This window comes from Pseudomonas sp. RAC1 (assembly GCF_030658255.1).
Lineage (GTDB): Bacteria > Pseudomonadota > Gammaproteobacteria > Pseudomonadales > Pseudomonadaceae > Aquipseudomonas > Aquipseudomonas boreofloridensis.
This window is the reverse complement of sequence record NZ_JAUTXS020000031.1, coordinates 194225-210892: the sequence shown is the minus strand read 5'-3', so window position 1 is coordinate 210892 and position 16668 is coordinate 194225. Positions and strand designations below refer to the sequence as shown.

Genomic DNA, 16668 nt, shown 5'->3' with positions numbered 1-16668 from the left:
CGGCCCCTGCGCTACGCGCAGGGGTTCCCTCGCGCCGGCGTCGCTCCGGGAGGACCGCGCTTAGGGGCCGTCCTGGCCCCAAGCGCTTGACGGGCATCCATGCCCGTCACCTCCCTGCGCAACGCCTATGCTCGGCCTCCTGAGGTCGCGATGGGCGGTGTTTGAACTACCGCGCACTAAGATCAAGATCAACGGCAACGGCAACGGCAACGGCAACGGCAACGGCAACGGCAACGGCAACGGCAACGGCAACGGCGATTCGATCGCGCAGCGCACCCGCACATCTGCCCCACCGCCCCGCTTCTAAGCGCGCAATCGTGCAGACGCCGCCCATCGCGACTTCAGGAGGCCGAGCAGAGGTGGCACGGAGGGGGTTGACGGGCATGGATGCCCGTCAAGCGCTTGGGGCCATGGATGGCCCCTAAGCGCGGTACCCCCGGAGTGCCACCGGCGCGAGGGAACCCCTGCGCGCAGCGCAGGGGCCGGATGCGGGAGCAAGCGGTTTTTGCCCCCCTTTTTTCCAAGAAAAAAAGGGGGTCGCCGTAAGGGCGAAAAGGTGACTAAGCCTCACCAAAGCCACCGGATATCCACCCAAACCCAGCAGCAGCAGCAGCAGCAGCAGCAGCCCCCCAAAAAAGGCCAAAGCGCCGAAGTAGCACACCCCCACCCCACCCAAGATGAATTTTTCTTAAATTCCTGCTTTTCTATTCTTTGGCACAATCCCTCCATCCACCCGCCGATCAGGTTATTAGCATGCCCCGCGTACTGACCATCGAAGACGACGCCGTCACCGCCCAGGAAATCGTCGCCGAGCTTTCCAGCCACGGCCTGGAAGTCGACTGGGCGGACAACGGCCGCGAAGGCCTGGCCAAAGCCATCGCCGGCGGCTATGACATGATCACCGTCGACCGCATGCTCCCGGAGGTCGATGGCCTGACCATCGTCACCACCCTGCGCAGCTTGAAGATCGCCACCCCCATCCTCATGATCAGCGCCCTCTCGGACGTCGACGAACGCGTGCGCGGCCTGCGTGCCGGCGGTGACGACTACCTGACCAAACCCTTCGCCTCCGATGAAATGGCCGCCCGCGTCGAAGTGCTGTTGCGTCGCAACAGCGTGCCCATGACCCAGACCCGCCTCCAGGTCGCCGACCTGGAGCTGGACCTGATCAGCCACGAAGCCCGCCGCGGCGAAAGCAGCCTCAACCTGCTGCCCACCGAATACAAATTGCTCGAGTTTCTCATGCGCCATTCCGGCCAGGTGATCACCCGGATGATGATCTTCGAAGAAGTCTGGGGCTATCACTTCGACCCAGGCACCAACCTGATCGACGTGCACATCGGCCGCCTGCGCAAGAAAATCGATCCCCCCGGCCAGACGCCCCTGATCCGCACCGTACGGGGCTCCGGCTATGCCATTGCCGAACCCGTCTAAAGGCTGGAGCTCCTCCACCAGCCGCCTGCTGGCGCTGTACAGCTTCCTGTTCGTGGCCTGGAGCAGCATCCTCATGGGCGTGCTGTACTTCGAGGTCACCAGCTACCTGAACAAGCTGACCCGCCACTCGATGCTGCAACGTCAGCACCTGTTCGTGCACATGTCCGGCAAGCAACTCGATGACGCCCTTATCGCCAGCCAGGCCTTCGAGGAGCGCAGCTTCGATGCCTATGGCCTGTTCGATGCACAACTCAATCCGCTGGGCGGGCGCATCCGCTCGGTCCCGTCCGAGCTCGCCCTCGATGGCAAGGTCCACGAACTCAAGCGCTGCCTGGACGCCGACGATCCGCACCTGCCGCGCGACAGTTGCGATGCCGTGGGTCTGCGGGTGGCCGATGGCCGCTGGTTGGTCCTGGTGCGCGATAACGGCTCGCTGTTCGTGGTCACGCGGATCATCCTGCACGCGCTGCTGTGGGGTATCTCGCTGACGTTGATCCCAGGCTTCGCGGGCTGGTACCTGCTGCGCAGACGGCCGCTCAAGCGCATTCGTGCGGTGCAGGCCAGCGCTGAGCTGATCGTCGCCGGCGACCTCACCCACCGCTTGCCGCTGTCGGCGCGGCGCGACGAGCTGGACATGCTGGCCGCCATCGTCAACGCCATGCTCGACCGCATCGAACGACTGATGCACGAGGTCAAGGGCGTGTGCGACAACATCGCTCACGACCTGCGCACCCCGCTGACCCGCCTGCGCGCCCAGCTCTACCGCATCCGCCAGCAAAGCGGCGCCGACTCCGCCCAGGCCGAGGCCCTCGACCAGGCCATCGGCGAGACCGACACGCTCATGGCGCGCTTTCGCGGGCTGCTGCGCATCAGTGAGCTGGAAGACCGCCAACGCCGCGCCGGCTTCGTCGAGCTCGATCCGCACAACCTGCTGGTCGAACTGCACGACTTCTACCTGCCCCTGGCCGAAGACGGCGGTATTCGCCTGACACTGCAACAGCCCGCGCACCTGCCCGCCTTGCACGGCGACCGCGAACTGTTGTTCGAGGCCCTGGCCAATCTGGTCGGCAATGCCATCAAGTTCACTCCCGAAGGCGGACAGGTGCGCATCCAGGCCGTGCAGGACGCCGCAGGCGTGCATGTGGCCATCGAGGACAGCGGTCCGGGCATCCCCGAACAGGAACGGACCGCCGTGCTCAAACGCTTCTATCGCAGCGAAGAAGGCCATCGTCATCCAGGCTTCGGCCTCGGGCTGTCGATCGTGGCGGCGATCGTCGACCTGCATGGCTTCACCCTTGAAGTCGGTGGCAGCGAATGGGGCGGCGCACGCCTGGTGCTGCACTGCCTGCCGGCCGACGCGCGCGCCTAGCCCCAGCACCGGTCTGATCGCCTCTGGCCAGCCCTGGACTCCTCATCCAGGCTTGCCAGGGGCCAGCCACGCCGCCAGACTTGCCTGCCCAGCCCTGGCAGGAATTCCCATGATCCAGCTCCGCCCCATGACCGCCGAGGACTTCGAGCGCTTCTGGCCGACCTTCCAGCACGTCGTCCAAGCGCGCGAAACCTACGCCTACGACCCGCAACTGACCCAGCAGCAGGCTCGCCAGCTTTGGCTCGACCTGCCGCTGCACACCTACGTGGCCGAGGCCGACGGTCAGTTGCTCGGTTCCTACTACCTCAAGGCCAATGCCGCAGGCCCCGGGGCCCATGTGGGCAACTGCGGTTACATGGTCACCGAGCAGGCGCGCGGGCGCGGTGTGGCCCGGGCGATGTGCGAGCACTCGCAGAAGCTGGCGCGCCAGGAAGGCTTTCTGGCCTTGCAGTTCAATTCGGTGGTGTCGAGCAACGAGGTGGCGGTGGCGCTGTGGCAGAAGCTGGGCTTCGAGATCGTCGGGCGCCTGCCCAAGGCCTATCGCCATGCCCACCTGGGACTGGTGGACTGCCTGGTGATGTACAAGTGGTTGGCCGATGAGCCGGTCACGGAAAAACCTGCGCTGCTGATCGGACGCAAGAACATCGAGGCAAAAGTGTCACGGCGACGCGGTCGGTAGAGGCTGTCGCACAGCCACTACCGATCACGTACGTTGCGCCCCTGCCGGACGGCGGGGGCACGCGGGGTCAGAACGCCAGACCGACCTTCACGCCAAACTCGTCACGCTTGAGCTTGGTGTTGTCGGCAGCCGGCGAATCTTCGTCGATCTTGTATTCGGTGCGGGTGTAGTAGAGGCCGGCCTGAATCGGCATGGCGCCTTGCTGGTTCATCAGCAGCGACACTTCGGCGTACGGGTTGGTACGGTCCTTCATGTCGACGCTGTCGCTCTCGAAGTCTTCGACCTTAAGACGCGCGCGACCGTCGATGCTGCGACGAGCGCCCACTTCCACACGCAGGGTGGAGGCGTCGAACTGGTGGTTGTAACCCAGCGCGGCCTTGGCGAACGGCGACTTGTAGGTCAGCTTGGTGTCCAGATCGTTGATCTCCGGTTCGAAGCGGGTCCAGCTGTAGCCGCCACCGATGATCACGTCGACGAAGTTGCGCGCATCCAGCGCGGCGCGCCAGCCCAGGTCCAGGTCAGCCTGAGCTTCCTTGAGCTTGTCGTCGTTTTTCTTGCCGTACTTGGCTTCGGCACCCACTTGGTAGATGAAGCCGGATTCGGCGGTCATCTTGTTGCCAAAGTTGGCGAACACGCCGCCTTGACCCATGTGCTCCTTGTCGGAGTCGCTGCCGCCTTCGAATTTGAACTTGTTGTACGAGCCCAGCAGACCAAAGGTGAACAGAGGATCGGTGCTGGGCGCAGCCATCGCTGCCAGAGGCGTACCGACCAGGGCCAATGCGCAAGCGTGACGCAGCAGTTTTGCAGTAAACATTCGCAGAAGTCTCCATGACTGAATAAATAGGGCGAACGGTCGTTTCGAGACAACGTGCAGCAGAAAAGTTCGAAAAAAATATGAGAAAAAAGCGTGAATTTGCGGTCTGTCACATCGCCATCCCCTCAAACGATTGACTCGCCCACAGGCAGGTGGTCATATGCGCGCCAGTTTCAGGTGTCCTGCGCCGCCGTGCGCAGGGTGAAACGGGAAGCCGGTGCGTCCATGTGGACAAGTCCGGCGCTGCCCCCGCAACGGTAAGCGAGCGAATCCTTCAACACACCACTGTGCATCGGCATTGCACCGGCAATGCATCGGCATGGGAAGGTGAAGGCTTCACGATCCTCGCAAGCCCGGAGACCGGCCTGAAGCTTCAGTTGGCAAACCCGCGGTGGGCGGGCGCAGGCCGGTGCCCCGCGCTTGCGTGCGGGGCCGCGCGTCTTTGCGTTGTTTCCACCGGGATCCATTCATTCCTGCAACAGTGGAACGACATGTCCCGACACTTCACCCTTCACACCCTGGCCGCCTGCATGGCCGTCTCCTTGCCGTCCCTGGCCGAAACCTCCACCGGCGGCGTGCTCGCACTGCCGGCAACGGCCGTCACCGACACACTGGAAGAATCACGCATCGACCTGGCCACCCCGACCCAGGCCGGCTCGCGCCTGAACCTCAGCGCCTTCGACACCCCGGCCAGCACCAGCAGCCTGACCGCCGAGCAGATCCAGCAGCGCGCCAACCGCACCGTACAGGACGCCGTGACCCGCGCGCCGGGCATCACCTCGATCGGCACGCCCGGCAACGGTAACACCGCCCTCTCCGCCCGAGGCTTCACCGGCCACAGCTCGGTGATGACCCTGTTCGACGGCTCGCGCCTGTACACCGGTGCCGGCACCCAGAGCTTTCCGGTCGATCCATGGATGGTCGAGCGCATCGACGTGATTCGCGGTCCGGCCTCGGTGTTGTACGGCGAAGGTGCCACCGGCGCGGTCATCAATGTGATCCCGAAAAAGCCCCTGGCAGGCGAAGTTCGCAACCACCTGCGCCTGGGCTACGGCTCCTGGGACCGCCAACAGATGGGCCTGGACAGCGGCGGTAGCCTGAGCGAGCGGCTCAGCTACCGCCTGGTCCTCGATCAGCAGCAGGGCAATGGCTGGGTCGATCGCACCGATTCGCGCAGCCTCGCGGTGAACGCGGCGCTGCGCTTCGACGCCAGCGACGACCTGAGCTTCACCCTCGCCCACGACCGTGGCGATGACCAGCCGGCGAACTATTTCGGCACCCCGCTGATCGACGGCCGCCTGCACGGCAGCCTGCGCGACAAGAACTACAACATCCGCAACGATGTGCAGCGCTACCACGACGAGTGGACGCGACTGAACACCGACTGGGCCATCAGCGACAGCGTCAGTGCCAGCAACCAGCTGTACTACGTCAAGAGCCGTCGGCACTGGCGCAATGCCGAGGATTACCGTTGGGACCCGGATCGCGACCTGCTGGCCCGGCAAAGCTACCTTGAAATCCGCCACAACCAGGAACAGGTCGGCGACCGCCAGAGCTTGAGTTTCGATCACACCCTGTTCGGTTTGACCAGCAAGACCGTGGTCGGCGCCGAGTACAACCGGATCCGCTTCAACGTCGACAGCAATTCGCCCTACGACGACCTGCAACCCGGCGACTTCATCGACCCCTGGAGTCCAGCGCCCGGGCGTTTCCAGAGCGCCAGCGCGACCCGCCCGCAAACCCTGTCCACGACTCGCACCTTCGCCCTGTTCGCCGAAAACCGTACCCAACTCAGCGAGCGCTTGTCGCTGGTCACCGGCATCCGCCGCGACCAGAACCATATCGAGCGCGACAGCCTGGTGGACGACAGCCGCGTCGACCGCAGCCTGAACGGCGGCAACTGGCGTGCAGGACTGGTGTTCGCGGTCAGCGACGACCTGTCGCTGTACGGCCAGTTTTCGACCAGTGAGGACGGCGTGGGCGACCTGGTCAGCCTCAGTGCCAGCCGTATCGGCTACGACCTCACCGAGTCCAGGCAAACCGAGCTAGGACTCAAGCAGCGCTTCTGGGAGGGGCGTGGCGAGTGGACCCTGGCGGCGTACCACATCGTCAAGAAGAAGCTGCTGGTGGACGATCCGCTGACCCATGACAAGCAGCAGGCCGGCCAGCAGCGCTCGGACGGACTGGAAGCCAGCCTGGAGCTGGACCTGGGCCAACACTGGCAACTGTCGGCCAACGCTGCGGTGGTGCGCGCCCGGTACGACGATTTCGATGAACGCGTCGATGGCGTGTTCCAGGATCGCGCCGGCAATCGACCGGCCAATGTGCCTCGGCGCACCGCCAATCTATGGCTGAGCAAAGGCTTCGGCGAGCGCGTCGATGCCGGCGTCGGCCTGCGCTACGTCGATCAGCGTTACGCCGACACTGCGAACCTGGCCAGCGTACCGGGCTATACCGTGGTGGACGCCAACCTTGGCTGGCAGGTGCTGCCCGAGGTGCGTCTTGGCCTGCAACTGAACAACCTGTTCGACCGCCAGTATGTGGTCGCGGCCCACAGTGGCGAGCAGTGGCTGCTGGGCACGCCGCGGTCGTATTTCGCGACGCTGGACTACCGCTTCTGACGCTGTGCCGCTTCGCTGGGAAAAGGCCTGCGAAGCGGCAAGACAACGCCACACCGCCAAAAGAAATAAGATAACATCTCGCTTTTTTCAGACTTCCCCCATGCCAAACTCAAACATTCCTGCTACTCGCCTGCACAGCATCGACGCCCTGCGTGGCCTGGTCATGCTGTTCATGCTGCTGGACCACGTGCGCGAGACGTTCCTGTTGCACCGCCAGGTCGGCGACCCGATGGACATCGACACCACGGAGCCTGTGCTGTTCTTCAGCCGCACCCTGGCGCACCTGTGCGCGCCGGTGTTCGTGCTGCTGACCGGTCTGAGCGCGTGGCTGTATGGCGAAAAATATCAGGGCCGGGGCGACGTTTCGGCGTTCCTGTTCAAGCGCGGCCTGTTTCTGGTAGTGCTCGAACTGACCTTGGTGAACCTCGGCTGGAGCCAGCAACTGCCGCCCAGCGTGGTCTACCTGCAGGTGATCTGGGCCATCGGCCTGAGCATGATCGCCCTGTCGCTGCTGATCTGGCTGCCACGCCCGATGCTGCTGGCATTGGGTGTGCTCATCGTGGCCGGACACAACCTGCTCGACGGCCTGCATGTCCCCCCCGATTCGCTGTGGCACGCACCCTGGGCGGTGTTGCATGAACGCAGTTGGCTCGAGGTGGCGCCACAACTGCGCCTGCGCGTCACCTACCCTCTGCTGCCCTGGATCGGCGTGATCGCCCTGGGCTACGGCCTCGGCCCCTGGTTCGCGCGCGGCAGCGATGCCGCATCGCGCGCCAGCAAATTGCTGATGGCCGGCTGCGGCGCCTTGTTGGGCTTTGTCGTGTTACGCGCGATCAATGGTTACGGCGAAGCGGCCTGGCGTGTGTATCCCGACCTCACGCACACCGTCATGAGCCTGCTCAACATCACCAAGTACCCACCGTCGCTGCTGTTCCTGCTGCTCACCCTCGGCATCGGTCTGCTATTGCTGCGCGCGTTCGAGCGCGTGGGTGATACACGCTGGATAACTGTGCTGACGGTGCTGGGCAGCGCGCCGATGTTCTTCTATCTATTGCACCTTTATGTGCTGAAAGCGCTGTACCTGATCGCCCTCGGCATGTTCGGGCGCAATCACGGCGATTATTTCGGCTTCGGCAGCGTCGCAGACGTCTGGGCGATGACGGTGCTGCTGGCCGTGGCCTTGTATCCGCCGGTGCAGCGTTTCGCCCGGTTCAAGGCGCGGCGCCGCGACATTCGCTGGCTCAAGTACTTGTGAGCCGGGGCGACGACAGACGGGCGATGGGGTTACCATCGCCCTCCCGCAAACAACCGAGGCCGGTCAGATGAGCAGAATGATTCAATTCCTGGTGGTCGTCGTGCTGTGTACGGCCATCGGCGTGCTGTGCGAACGCTTCGCCGTGAACCAGTACCTGAAGTGGCTGCTGATGGCATTGCCCGCCATCGTCTGGGTGCGCCTGCGCAATCCACTGAAGGAATGAGACGCGCCGCCTGGCGGCATCAGTACGCAGCGCGGTCGTAGCCTGAACCGTTGGTGGCACGCAGGAACGCGTCGTAGTAGCTGGCCAGATTGCTGCCTTTTTCGTACAGGATGGTGGCGAAGTCGGCCGGAACAATGGAGTCCTGTTCCCACAGCCGGTTCATCTGCCCAGAGCGCAGGTACGGCAGGAAGTCCTCGTTGACGCAGTCGCTGCCCAAGTGCGAGCGGCCGAAATACAGGGCCGAGATCAGTGCGATCTGATCGTCAGGCGCCAGGGTCGAGAGAAAGGCTTGCGCGGCCTCCACCGAACGGAAAGGCAGATGCGGGACAATGGCGTCAATCAGTTCGTCGATGTGCATGAAGCGCTCCTTTTGAAAGTCGAGCTGCATTAATCCGGCGCACCGCCCTGTGCGTCAAAAACGCGGTGTCGAGCAGCACGGCAGCGCTGCCAGTCGATTCTCAAGGACATTTCCCACGCTGTCGTCCGTACTGCCTTGCAGTACACTGTCGAGAACTTACCCGAGCCTCTTCCATGCCCCGCCTGCCGAAACTGCTGCTGCCCCTGCTGCTGCTCGCCGCCCTCACCGCCTGCGACCAGAAACCCACCCGCGAAGAGCGGATCCTGGCCAACCTGCCGCTGCAGCAAGCCTACGACCACAATATCGAGCGCATGGCCCAATTGCTGGCGATGACCCACCCATCCGTGCCGCAGGACACCATCAAGCAGGTGCTGCGCAAGCATCTGACCGTGGAAGACCAGCGCAACGACCTGTTCAAGCTCTACAGCGAAAAGCACTTCACCGACGCCGAATTCGACACCATCGTCGCGGCCACCCAGGACCCGGCCAAGGCACGGGCGCTGGGGGAAAGCGAAGAAGGCAAGCGTCTGAGCGAAAAGCTCACCGGGCTGATGCGCGCCACCGCCCAGGACAAGCAGGTCCAGGCCCTGGCCGCTCAGCGCATGCAACAGGTTCAGGATGAGTTGGCGAGCTTAAGCGCCGCCAATCGCTGAGACTGCACGGCGCGAAATGACTCCGTCAAAGCAACGGGGGCGTTATCAACGCCTGGGTTCGGCGAAGTAATAGCCGTCCAGGCTGCCCTTGCCGAAGTAGCGTTCATACTCTTGAATAGAATAAAGGTCCATCATGCCCGCAATATAGTCGGTGACCAGTCGGCTCTTGCATGCTGAAACCGACCGAAGCTCGGGCGGCAGCAGGCGGTTGTCGCGATTGTAGCTTTCGTCACTGTAAACCTCGAACAATCCACGGATCACACGTTCGCCACGCTTCTCATAGAGTTGGACATCCTTTTTTCGCAGGATCGCTTTGAACAGTAATTTCTTCAGGCCCTCTGCCAACTTGGCGTGGCTTTTATAGCCGAGTCGGGGGCCATCACTGCCTTCCACCAAACCGATATCTGCGCACAGCGTGTTGACGATCTTCGACGTCAACTCTTTCTTCAAGACCATCGTGTATTCTTCCGACGATCCGGAACGTTTGGCTTTCATGGCATCCCGTTCCACATCTCTGCAAAGGTTCTCGATGGTCGCGTGCGCAGCGGAAAACTCAGCGCTGATATGGAATTCATGGATGATTTCACCCAGGCTGATCAAGCCAAAAGACAGGGCGTCCTCGAGGTCATGCGCGGCGTAGGCAATTTCGTCAGCCAGATCCATGATTTCGGCGTCAATGCTCTTCTTGACATCCACCTCGCGCTCGGACAACGCGTTGTTTAAAAACGCATAATCATCGTCGTAAAGAAATTTGCGCGGATTTTGCTGTCGGGTATGAAAATACTTTGTCACGCCCATCAACGTGCGGACGTTGAGATTAAGGCCATCGTAGAGGTGATGCTTGCGTTCGAGTGTACGGAGTATGCGAAACGCCTGGGCATTACCCTCATAGCCGCCACACCCATGACACAGCTCATTGAGCACGGTCTCGCCGTGATGCCCGAAGGGAGGATTGCCTATGTCGTGGGCCAAGGCGGCCGCTTCTGCAACCACGGTTTCGTTCAGTTCAAGGTCGCTGGCAATTGAACGGGCGATCTGTGCGACCTCAAGACTGTGGGTGAGACGGTTGCGATTGAAGCGTCCCGCATCGATGCCCAAGAGTTGCATCTTTCCCTGTAAGCGGCGGAACGAAGACGAGTAGAGAATCCTCGCATAGTCTCGCATCAACTCTTTACGGCCCACTGTGCGCCCATCTTTGTGTTCAAAGACGCGATACTCTAATGGAGCGATTTTGATTTCCTGCGCTTTCGCATAATCGATGGCGTCGCGGTCGAACATACTAATTCCTTTGCTTGATACAGATCCGTGGGTAATGACGCTCATCATAAGCGGAATGGCAGGCACTGCACATCACTCTCTGCAATGTCCTTGGCATACTCGTCTGCTCGATAATCACGCGGGTAGTATGAGAAACACTTCAAGTCAAAATAGTCGGCAGACGACATATAACGTCGCGACAGCGCCATGCCGTGCGCTTCAGCGTCTTGCTGACTCATCGTCGAACTCAAATGCATCGCCGTGACCCCACAACCCTCTGCGCTTTGCGGGTCTACCGGACGCGCGCCCCACTCACTTAACTGTTGTATAAAGCCTGCGCTATGGCTGGGCGGACCATAAACGACCACCGGTCCGACTGATACGCCTTTGATGCAATGCGCATGCTCATCGAGCCAATCTTGTGTCTGGCGCAAGGTCAGCGCAGACTCACCCGCATACAACATCACGTTGACCTTGGCCCAAACGCCATGATGGGCGCAGGCTTTCAGCAATCGTGACGCCGACTCCAGATAGCGCTGCGGATCGCGCGCCTTGTTCATCGCCTTGATCTGCGTCTGCGAGGCCGACTCCAACCCCAGATCAATGACCTTCAGACCTGCCTGCGCCAACATACCGAGCGTTTCGGGCGTGATACTGTCCACGCGACTTTCAGTGCGCCAGGCAAGCCGGATGTCCCGCTGTTCGACTTCATCAGCCAACTGCCGCGCCCAACGGCGGTTGGGCAAAAAGTATGAAGACTGCAGATAAGGATGAATGTCGGTAGTGGCGTAGTCACTGGCCAGACGTTGCATGTGTTCTACGATTACCGACGGTGTTTGAAGATCGGATAAAGGGATGTCGCGCTCCTCACAGAATGCGCAACGCATGCCACAACCCCGAGACGCTTCGATACTGGGCTGATAGGTGAGGTAATCCTGGACAAGACGGTGATTTAAAAAACCACCCGTGTCTCGTTGCCCTGGACGACAGATAAGAGGAGAGCCTAATAGCCTAGGTAACTGCTCCTCCGCCAAGCCTTGCACGATCTCGCTGGCCCATGGAAGCTTGCCTGCAAGCCACGCTTTGTCCGGTCCCGTCACCCATCGCCCGCCCACGACAATCCGTAACCCCGGCTCTAGCTTGACCATCGCTGCGCAGAATGCCTGTGCCCAGGGCAACGCATAGAAACTGGGAATCGACAGCATCAGAGGAGCATCGCTTCGAACATCGCCCGCCCGATACAAACTCATTGCCAGTGTGGCAGGGCATTCATGCCCACCGTGCACCAGTTTGGCGGGCACTCCATTGAGATCGCAGCGCGTGGCCAAGGCCAAAGCCCCGTAGTTGAGGTAAAGCTGACGCCGGGCGAGTGGGTGATCCCGCTTTTTGGGTGCCAGCAACCCCGCCGAGACGAACAGTACTTGCCTGGCGGTACTACTGAGCAGACGAATCGATTGCGCCCTTTGTTCACTGCACATTGCACTGACGTCCGTTCTGCGTCTCGTGATCGACCCGAGGTTGGCTCTGCGTGCCGCGCTCGCGTCCTTTTGCAAAACGCCGATAAACTAAAGACCTGATCGATGTCATCCCTGTATCCCCCATGTCCGCGCGTTGAAGTTGAACAAGCGCCATTAACGGTTCCGCTTGCCAGCCGGTCAAAAACTTGAAGTTTGCCTGCACGCCTTCTTGGCAAATTTGTCCTACATCATCAATCACTTCTGACCCCATGAAGGCGACTGTAGCGGGCAAGTGGTGGCGCGTCTGGCGGCGGGGAGCCATTGATGATCGGCGAAGCTATCCGGCGGCGTATTAATCAACCCCCATAGCTGCCACCGCACATTCCGAGTAAGGTTATTCCGACCACCCAATCAGCGAGCCTAGGATTGCCATACGCTAAAAAAGGCCTGCGCATGGATCTGCGCACGCTCATCCTCCTGCTGTCGGCGCTCACCGCCGTTGTGATGCTTCTGAGCAGCTACTTCGCCAGCTACCGAGTGCAGCGCCAGTTGCTCATCGATCACGCGCTGGAGTCCAACCGAGTCTATGCGGCCAAGTTGGCGTCGATTACCGAGCTGTTCATGCAGAACGCACTCAAGCAATTGGCCTTCAGTGCCCACGATTTGTCGCAGGCATTGATCGACGGCACCTCGATGCTGGCCGAAACCGAACGGCTGCTCGCTCAGAGCAACGCGTTCAACTCCACCTTCGTCGTGGACAGCCAAGGCGTGCTGCGCAGCATCTCTCCAGCGCCCCTGCGCGGGATCATCGGCCAGCGCATGGACAGTCCCGGCACTGCCGAGGCGCTGCGGGTCAAACGGGCCATGGTGTCTTCGCCCTTCGTGTCCGCAGCGAACAACCTCATCGTAGTGGCTTCGCAGCCCATCTTCAGCGAAGACGGCCGCTACCTGGGATACGTCGGCGGCAGCCTGTACCTGCGCCAGCACAACATTCTCGAGAAACTGCTGGGCGAGCATTTCTACCAGGACGGCTCGTACATCTACGTGGTCGATGCCGAGCGCCGCATGCTCTACCACCCTGACCCCAACCGCGTGGGCATGCTGATCAAGACCAACAGCCTGATCAACGAACTGCACAGCCGCGGCAATGGGGTGCAGCAGGTGACCAACAGTTTCGGTGTGGACATGCTCGCCGGCTTCGCCACGGTCCCCAGCACCGGTTGGGGTATCGTTGCCCAGCAGCCGTTGACGCAGACCCTGGCGCCCACCAAGCGCTTGATCCTCGATGTAGTGGAAATCTCCGTGCCTCTGGCCTTGCTGGCCGGTATCGCCCTGTGGTGGCTGGCGCTGACCATCACCCGGCCCCTCTGGGAGCTGGCCGCAGGCGCGCGCGCATTCGACCGACCTGACACCCTGGAACGTATCCATGGCGTGCGCGCCTGGTACTTCGAGGCCGCCGAGCTCAAGCGCGCCTTGCTGTTCAGCCTGAAGCTGCTGCAAGAACGCATCGGCCGGCTCAACCAGGACGCGCAGACCGATCCACTCACGGGCCTGGGCAACCGCCGTCGACTGGACTTCACCCTGTCGCTGCTGCAGGCCGACGAGCGCCCGTTCTGCGCCATCGTGCTCGACATCGACCATTTCAAGCGGGTCAACGACCAGCACGGCCACGATGTCGGCGACCAGGTGCTGCGCGCACTGGCCGGCCTCATGCGCACCTGCTGCCGCGAAGGCGACGTGCTGTGCCGTACAGGCGGCGAGGAATTTCTCATGCTGCTGCCAGATGCCAGCCTGGAAGTCGCAGCCTTGGTGGCCGAGCGCCTGCGACTGGTGGTGCAGGACACGCCCATCGAGCCTGTCGGCGCGGTGACCATTTCCCTGGGGGTGGCGCGTTGGAGCGGTGGCGTCGACGATCCCGCGCAAGCCCTGAGCCATGCCGACCGAGCCCTCTACCTGGCCAAGCACAGCGGACGCAATCGCGTGCAGGTCAGCGAGAGTTGACCCGCAATCTCAGTGGATCGACTGACCCCGCTGCGCTGTCCTAGACAAAGACCTCCTTGCCCCGCTCAGGACACAGTTCATGCCGCGCCTCGGTTTTGCCTGCCAGTACCGCCATCCCCACCGCGACCAGTCAATCAAGGCACTGGAAGCCATCGAACGCGCCTTCAACCCGCGCACCACCACCCTGCGCTGGCTGTCAGGCGCCAGCCAGGAGGCGGCGCGGGCCAAATTGCTGGAACTGGTGGAGCACAACCTCGACGCCCAGTTGCGCCTGCTGGCCCACGTCGCCCAGTTGCCGCCGATGCTGCACATGCTGCGCCTGTCCAGCGACCTGCTGCCGCTGTACAGCCATCCCGACGTCGCCGCGTTCTACCAGGACGCCGACGTGCAAACGCTGTTGCAGCAACGCTTCGCTACCCTCGGCGCCTTCGCCCGTGCCCATGACATCCGCCTTTCGTTTCACCCAGGCCAGTACTGCGTGCTTGGCTCGGACCGTCCCGAGGTGGTCGAGAACAGCCTGGCGGAGTTCGAGTACCACGCCGACATGATTCGCTGGATGGGCTACGGCCAGCGTTTCCAGGATTTCAAATGCAACCTCCACATCGCCGGTCGCCTCGGCGCCGACGGCATCCGCGCCGTGTGGCCACGGTTGTCCAGCGAGGCGCGCAACGTCATCACGTTCGAGAACGATGAGAAGACCTACGGCGTGGACGATTGCCTGGGCCTGGCCGACCTCGCGCCGGTGGTGCTCGACATCCATCATTGCTGGATCCACGAGAACGACTACATCGAACCGCACGCGCCCAGGGTCGCGCAGATCATCGACAGCTGGCGCGGCGTGCGACCGACCATGCACTACTCGCAACCGCCCGAGCGTCTGCAAGCACTGGGCTTCAGCGCCACCGAGAAACTGACCCTCCCGGCGTTGCTGGAGCACGTGCCCAAGCGTGACCTGTACCAGCACAGCGAGTGCATGTGGAACGACTGGACCAACCGCTATGCACTGCAGTTCATCGATCGTTTCGACATCATGTTCGAAGCCAAGCACAAGAACCTTGCCACCCAGGACTTCTTCGAGCGCTACATACAGGCGCCCCAGACACTGCGACCTTCGGTCGATCCGGCAGCACCCCTGGACTGAAGCGCTGCCCGATCAAGGGCATCCCTCAGCAACAGGAGATCCATCATGATCGGCAAACGCATTCACGCAGGTCTCTTCGTCCTGTGCCTGGCCGCAGGCACACCCTTCGCCATGGCCGCCACGGACATGAATGACCAGCGCACGCCGGGCCAACAGACCCCCGGTATGGGCACCCAGCAAGGGGGTGCCAGCGGCATGGGCACGCCGGGCGACAGCATGGGCTCGGGCAGCGGCACCACCCGCGAAAACGGCACCCATGGCACCGGCGGCGATGGCACCGGAACCGGTAGCATGGGCAATGGCTCGGGCAGCATGGGTAACGGTTCCGGCACCACAGGCAACGGTTCCGGCAGCATGGGCAATGGCTCGGGTTCCACGGGCAATGGCGGCGGCATGGGTGGCGGCACAGGCTCCGGTGGTGGTGGCGCTGGCGGTGGTGGTGCTGGCGGCGGCAGCTAAGGTCGCGCCGCTCAAGGGCCGATACGCGAGCTATCGGCCCAGCGACCAGCGCTCAGCGACAAGCGAGGTTTTCTCAGTAGCGTTGTGGTTGTATCCTCTGGGGCTCTGACACGGCACTTCCAGGACAGCGCGCATGACCAGGCCCCTCCTGTTGCTGAGCGCGACGCTGCTTTTCAGCGCCCCTCTCGCGGCCCAGCAGATCCAACGACAACTGGGCGATTTCGACTTCAAGCTTGGCACCACGCCCTCGCGCAGCATGGCCCAGGGGCTGATCTCACCCAGCGCGTCCGGCGCCTTTCATGGCGGCCTGGACCTCACCCACCGCAGCGGCTGGTACGTCGGCCAGTACGCTCCCAGCATGGGCCTGAGTGCGGCCTCGACCTTCAAGCTCGACAGTTACTTGGGTTACAAGCAGCGCTTCACCGACAGCCTCGGCTATGAAGCGGGCCTGATCCGCTACAGCTACCCCACGCTCTCGCGCCCCGACAGCCACGCGCTGTACGGCGGCCTGTCCCTGCTCGGCACGCGCTTGGGCGGCGCGCTGAACGACAACCCGAGCAATCGCACCGGCACCCTGTTCGCCGATTTCGGCCACGTGCCGCTGATCCAGGCAAGCGTCACCCTCAAGGTGGCGCACCACCGCCTGGGCACGCCATACACCATTGGCGACGGCAGCCAGGTCGACAGCTTCAATGACTGGTCGCTGCAACTGTCGCGGCCCTGGCTGGGCGTGGACCTCGACCTGATCTACAGCAACTCCGACCTCAGTGGCGGCGGCTGCGGGGCGTACTCGGGCATGAATACCTTCTGCGACGGCATGGTCACGCTCAAGGCCCAGCGCAGCTTCTTCTGAACGTCTCTCCGGCGCATGCCTAGCGCAATCCACCTGAATCCTTGCCTGATCCTCTGAACTTGCTGACCGATGGATAGGAAACATCCCTGCCACG

17 protein-coding genes and 1 riboswitch are annotated in these 16668 nt (G+C 62.5%); of the genes, 12 read left to right on the top strand and 5 right to left on the bottom strand.

Going from position 1 to position 16668, the window contains the following annotated elements; all coding sequences use genetic code 11:
• Positions 1–157: 157 nt before the first annotated feature.
• The 4 genes from Q7C30_RS11475 (at position 158) to Q7C30_RS11460 (ending at position 3482) form a co-directional block, all read left to right on the top strand.
• On the top strand, positions 158–307 hold the full coding sequence (locus Q7C30_RS11475; protein WP_317871569.1) for a hypothetical protein: 150 nt from the start codon (positions 158–160) through the stop codon (positions 305–307).
• A gap of 446 nt (positions 308–753) precedes the next feature.
• The gene (locus tag Q7C30_RS11470; RefSeq protein WP_039577318.1) at positions 754–1434 is read left to right on the top strand and encodes a response regulator transcription factor; all 681 of its coding nucleotides are present in this window, start codon (positions 754–756) and stop codon (positions 1432–1434) included.
• Complete coding sequence (locus Q7C30_RS11465; protein WP_116888084.1) at positions 1412–2803, top strand: HAMP domain-containing sensor histidine kinase; 1392 nt, start codon at positions 1412–1414, stop codon at positions 2801–2803. Before Q7C30_RS11470 ends, Q7C30_RS11465 begins: the two co-directional genes overlap by 23 nt.
• Positions 2804–2912: 109 nt before the next feature.
• Positions 2913–3482, top strand: a complete 570-nt coding sequence (locus Q7C30_RS11460; protein ID WP_116888083.1) for an N-acetyltransferase — start codon at positions 2913–2915, stop codon at positions 3480–3482.
• Positions 3483–3549: 67 nt separating this feature from the next.
• On the opposite strand, the gene Q7C30_RS11455 is transcribed toward Q7C30_RS11460, so the two are convergent.
• On the bottom strand, positions 3550–4296 hold the full coding sequence (locus Q7C30_RS11455) for an outer membrane beta-barrel protein (protein WP_029614050.1): 747 nt from the start codon (positions 4294–4296) through the stop codon (positions 3550–3552).
• A 158-nt stretch (positions 4297–4454) separates the two neighbouring features.
• Positions 4455–4680: riboswitch (cobalamin riboswitch) on the top strand.
• Positions 4681–4787: 107 nt separating this feature from the next.
• Here Q7C30_RS11455 and Q7C30_RS11450 point away from each other — a divergent pair.
• The 3 genes from Q7C30_RS11450 to Q7C30_RS11440 all read left to right on the top strand — a co-directional run bounded on the left by Q7C30_RS11450 (position 4788) and on the right by Q7C30_RS11440 (position 8395).
• On the top strand, positions 4788–6917 hold the full coding sequence (locus Q7C30_RS11450; RefSeq protein WP_317871568.1) for a TonB-dependent receptor: 2130 nt from the start codon (positions 4788–4790) through the stop codon (positions 6915–6917).
• Between the two features lie 100 nt (positions 6918–7017).
• Positions 7018–8172 carry a DUF1624 domain-containing protein gene (locus Q7C30_RS11445; protein ID WP_317871567.1) on the top strand — a complete coding sequence of 385 codons (1155 nt, stop codon included), beginning with the start codon at positions 7018–7020 and terminating at the stop codon, positions 8170–8172.
• 67 nt (positions 8173–8239) lie between these two features.
• A complete protein-coding gene (locus Q7C30_RS11440; RefSeq protein ID WP_155290521.1) occupies positions 8240–8395 on the top strand; it encodes a hypothetical protein in 156 nt (51 codons plus the stop codon).
• Positions 8396–8414: 19 nt separating this feature from the next.
• Here the strand turns inward: Q7C30_RS11440 and Q7C30_RS11435 are convergent, their stop codons facing one another.
• The gene (locus tag Q7C30_RS11435) at positions 8415–8753 is read right to left on the bottom strand and encodes a hypothetical protein (protein WP_317871566.1); all 339 of its coding nucleotides are present in this window, start codon (positions 8751–8753) and stop codon (positions 8415–8417) included.
• A 173-nt stretch (positions 8754–8926) separates the two neighbouring features.
• Between Q7C30_RS11435 and Q7C30_RS11430 the strand changes: the two genes are divergently transcribed.
• Positions 8927–9406 carry a hypothetical protein gene (locus Q7C30_RS11430; RefSeq protein WP_317871565.1) on the top strand — a complete coding sequence of 160 codons (480 nt, stop codon included), beginning with the start codon at positions 8927–8929 and terminating at the stop codon, positions 9404–9406.
• A 45-nt stretch (positions 9407–9451) separates the two neighbouring features.
• Here the strand turns inward: Q7C30_RS11430 and dgt are convergent, their stop codons facing one another.
• Genes dgt through Q7C30_RS11415 form a run of 3 tightly spaced genes read right to left on the bottom strand, consistent with a single transcriptional unit; the run spans position 9452 to position 12379 of the window.
• Positions 9452–10684: a dGTP triphosphohydrolase gene (gene dgt, locus Q7C30_RS11425; protein ID WP_317871564.1), complete on the bottom strand. Its 1233-nt coding sequence runs from the start codon at positions 10682–10684 to the stop codon at positions 9452–9454.
• Positions 10685–10728: 44 nt separating this feature from the next.
• Positions 10729–12141: a radical SAM protein gene (locus Q7C30_RS11420; RefSeq protein ID WP_317871563.1), complete on the bottom strand. Its 1413-nt coding sequence runs from the start codon at positions 12139–12141 to the stop codon at positions 10729–10731.
• Positions 12131–12379 (bottom strand): hypothetical protein, encoded by a 249-nt coding sequence (locus Q7C30_RS11415; protein WP_317871562.1) that lies wholly within the window; start codon positions 12377–12379, stop codon positions 12131–12133. Before Q7C30_RS11415 ends, Q7C30_RS11420 begins: the two co-directional genes overlap by 11 nt.
• Before the next feature lie 167 nt (positions 12380–12546).
• On the opposite strand from Q7C30_RS11415, the gene Q7C30_RS11410 reads away from it, so the two are divergent.
• The 4 genes from Q7C30_RS11410 to Q7C30_RS11395 all read left to right on the top strand — a co-directional run bounded on the left by Q7C30_RS11410 (position 12547) and on the right by Q7C30_RS11395 (position 16574).
• Positions 12547–14121, top strand: coding sequence for a sensor domain-containing diguanylate cyclase (locus Q7C30_RS11410; RefSeq protein ID WP_317871561.1), 1575 nt, complete (start codon positions 12547–12549; stop codon positions 14119–14121).
• Between the two features lie 79 nt (positions 14122–14200).
• Positions 14201–15262, top strand: coding sequence for a UV damage endonuclease UvsE (locus tag Q7C30_RS11405; RefSeq protein WP_317871560.1), 1062 nt, complete (start codon positions 14201–14203; stop codon positions 15260–15262).
• Between the two features lie 45 nt (positions 15263–15307).
• On the top strand, positions 15308–15721 hold the full coding sequence (locus Q7C30_RS11400; RefSeq protein ID WP_317871559.1) for a hypothetical protein: 414 nt from the start codon (positions 15308–15310) through the stop codon (positions 15719–15721).
• A 133-nt stretch (positions 15722–15854) separates the two neighbouring features.
• A complete protein-coding gene (locus Q7C30_RS11395) occupies positions 15855–16574 on the top strand; it encodes a TorF family putative porin (RefSeq protein ID WP_317871558.1) in 720 nt (239 codons plus the stop codon).
• Positions 16575–16668: the final 94 nt, after the last annotated feature.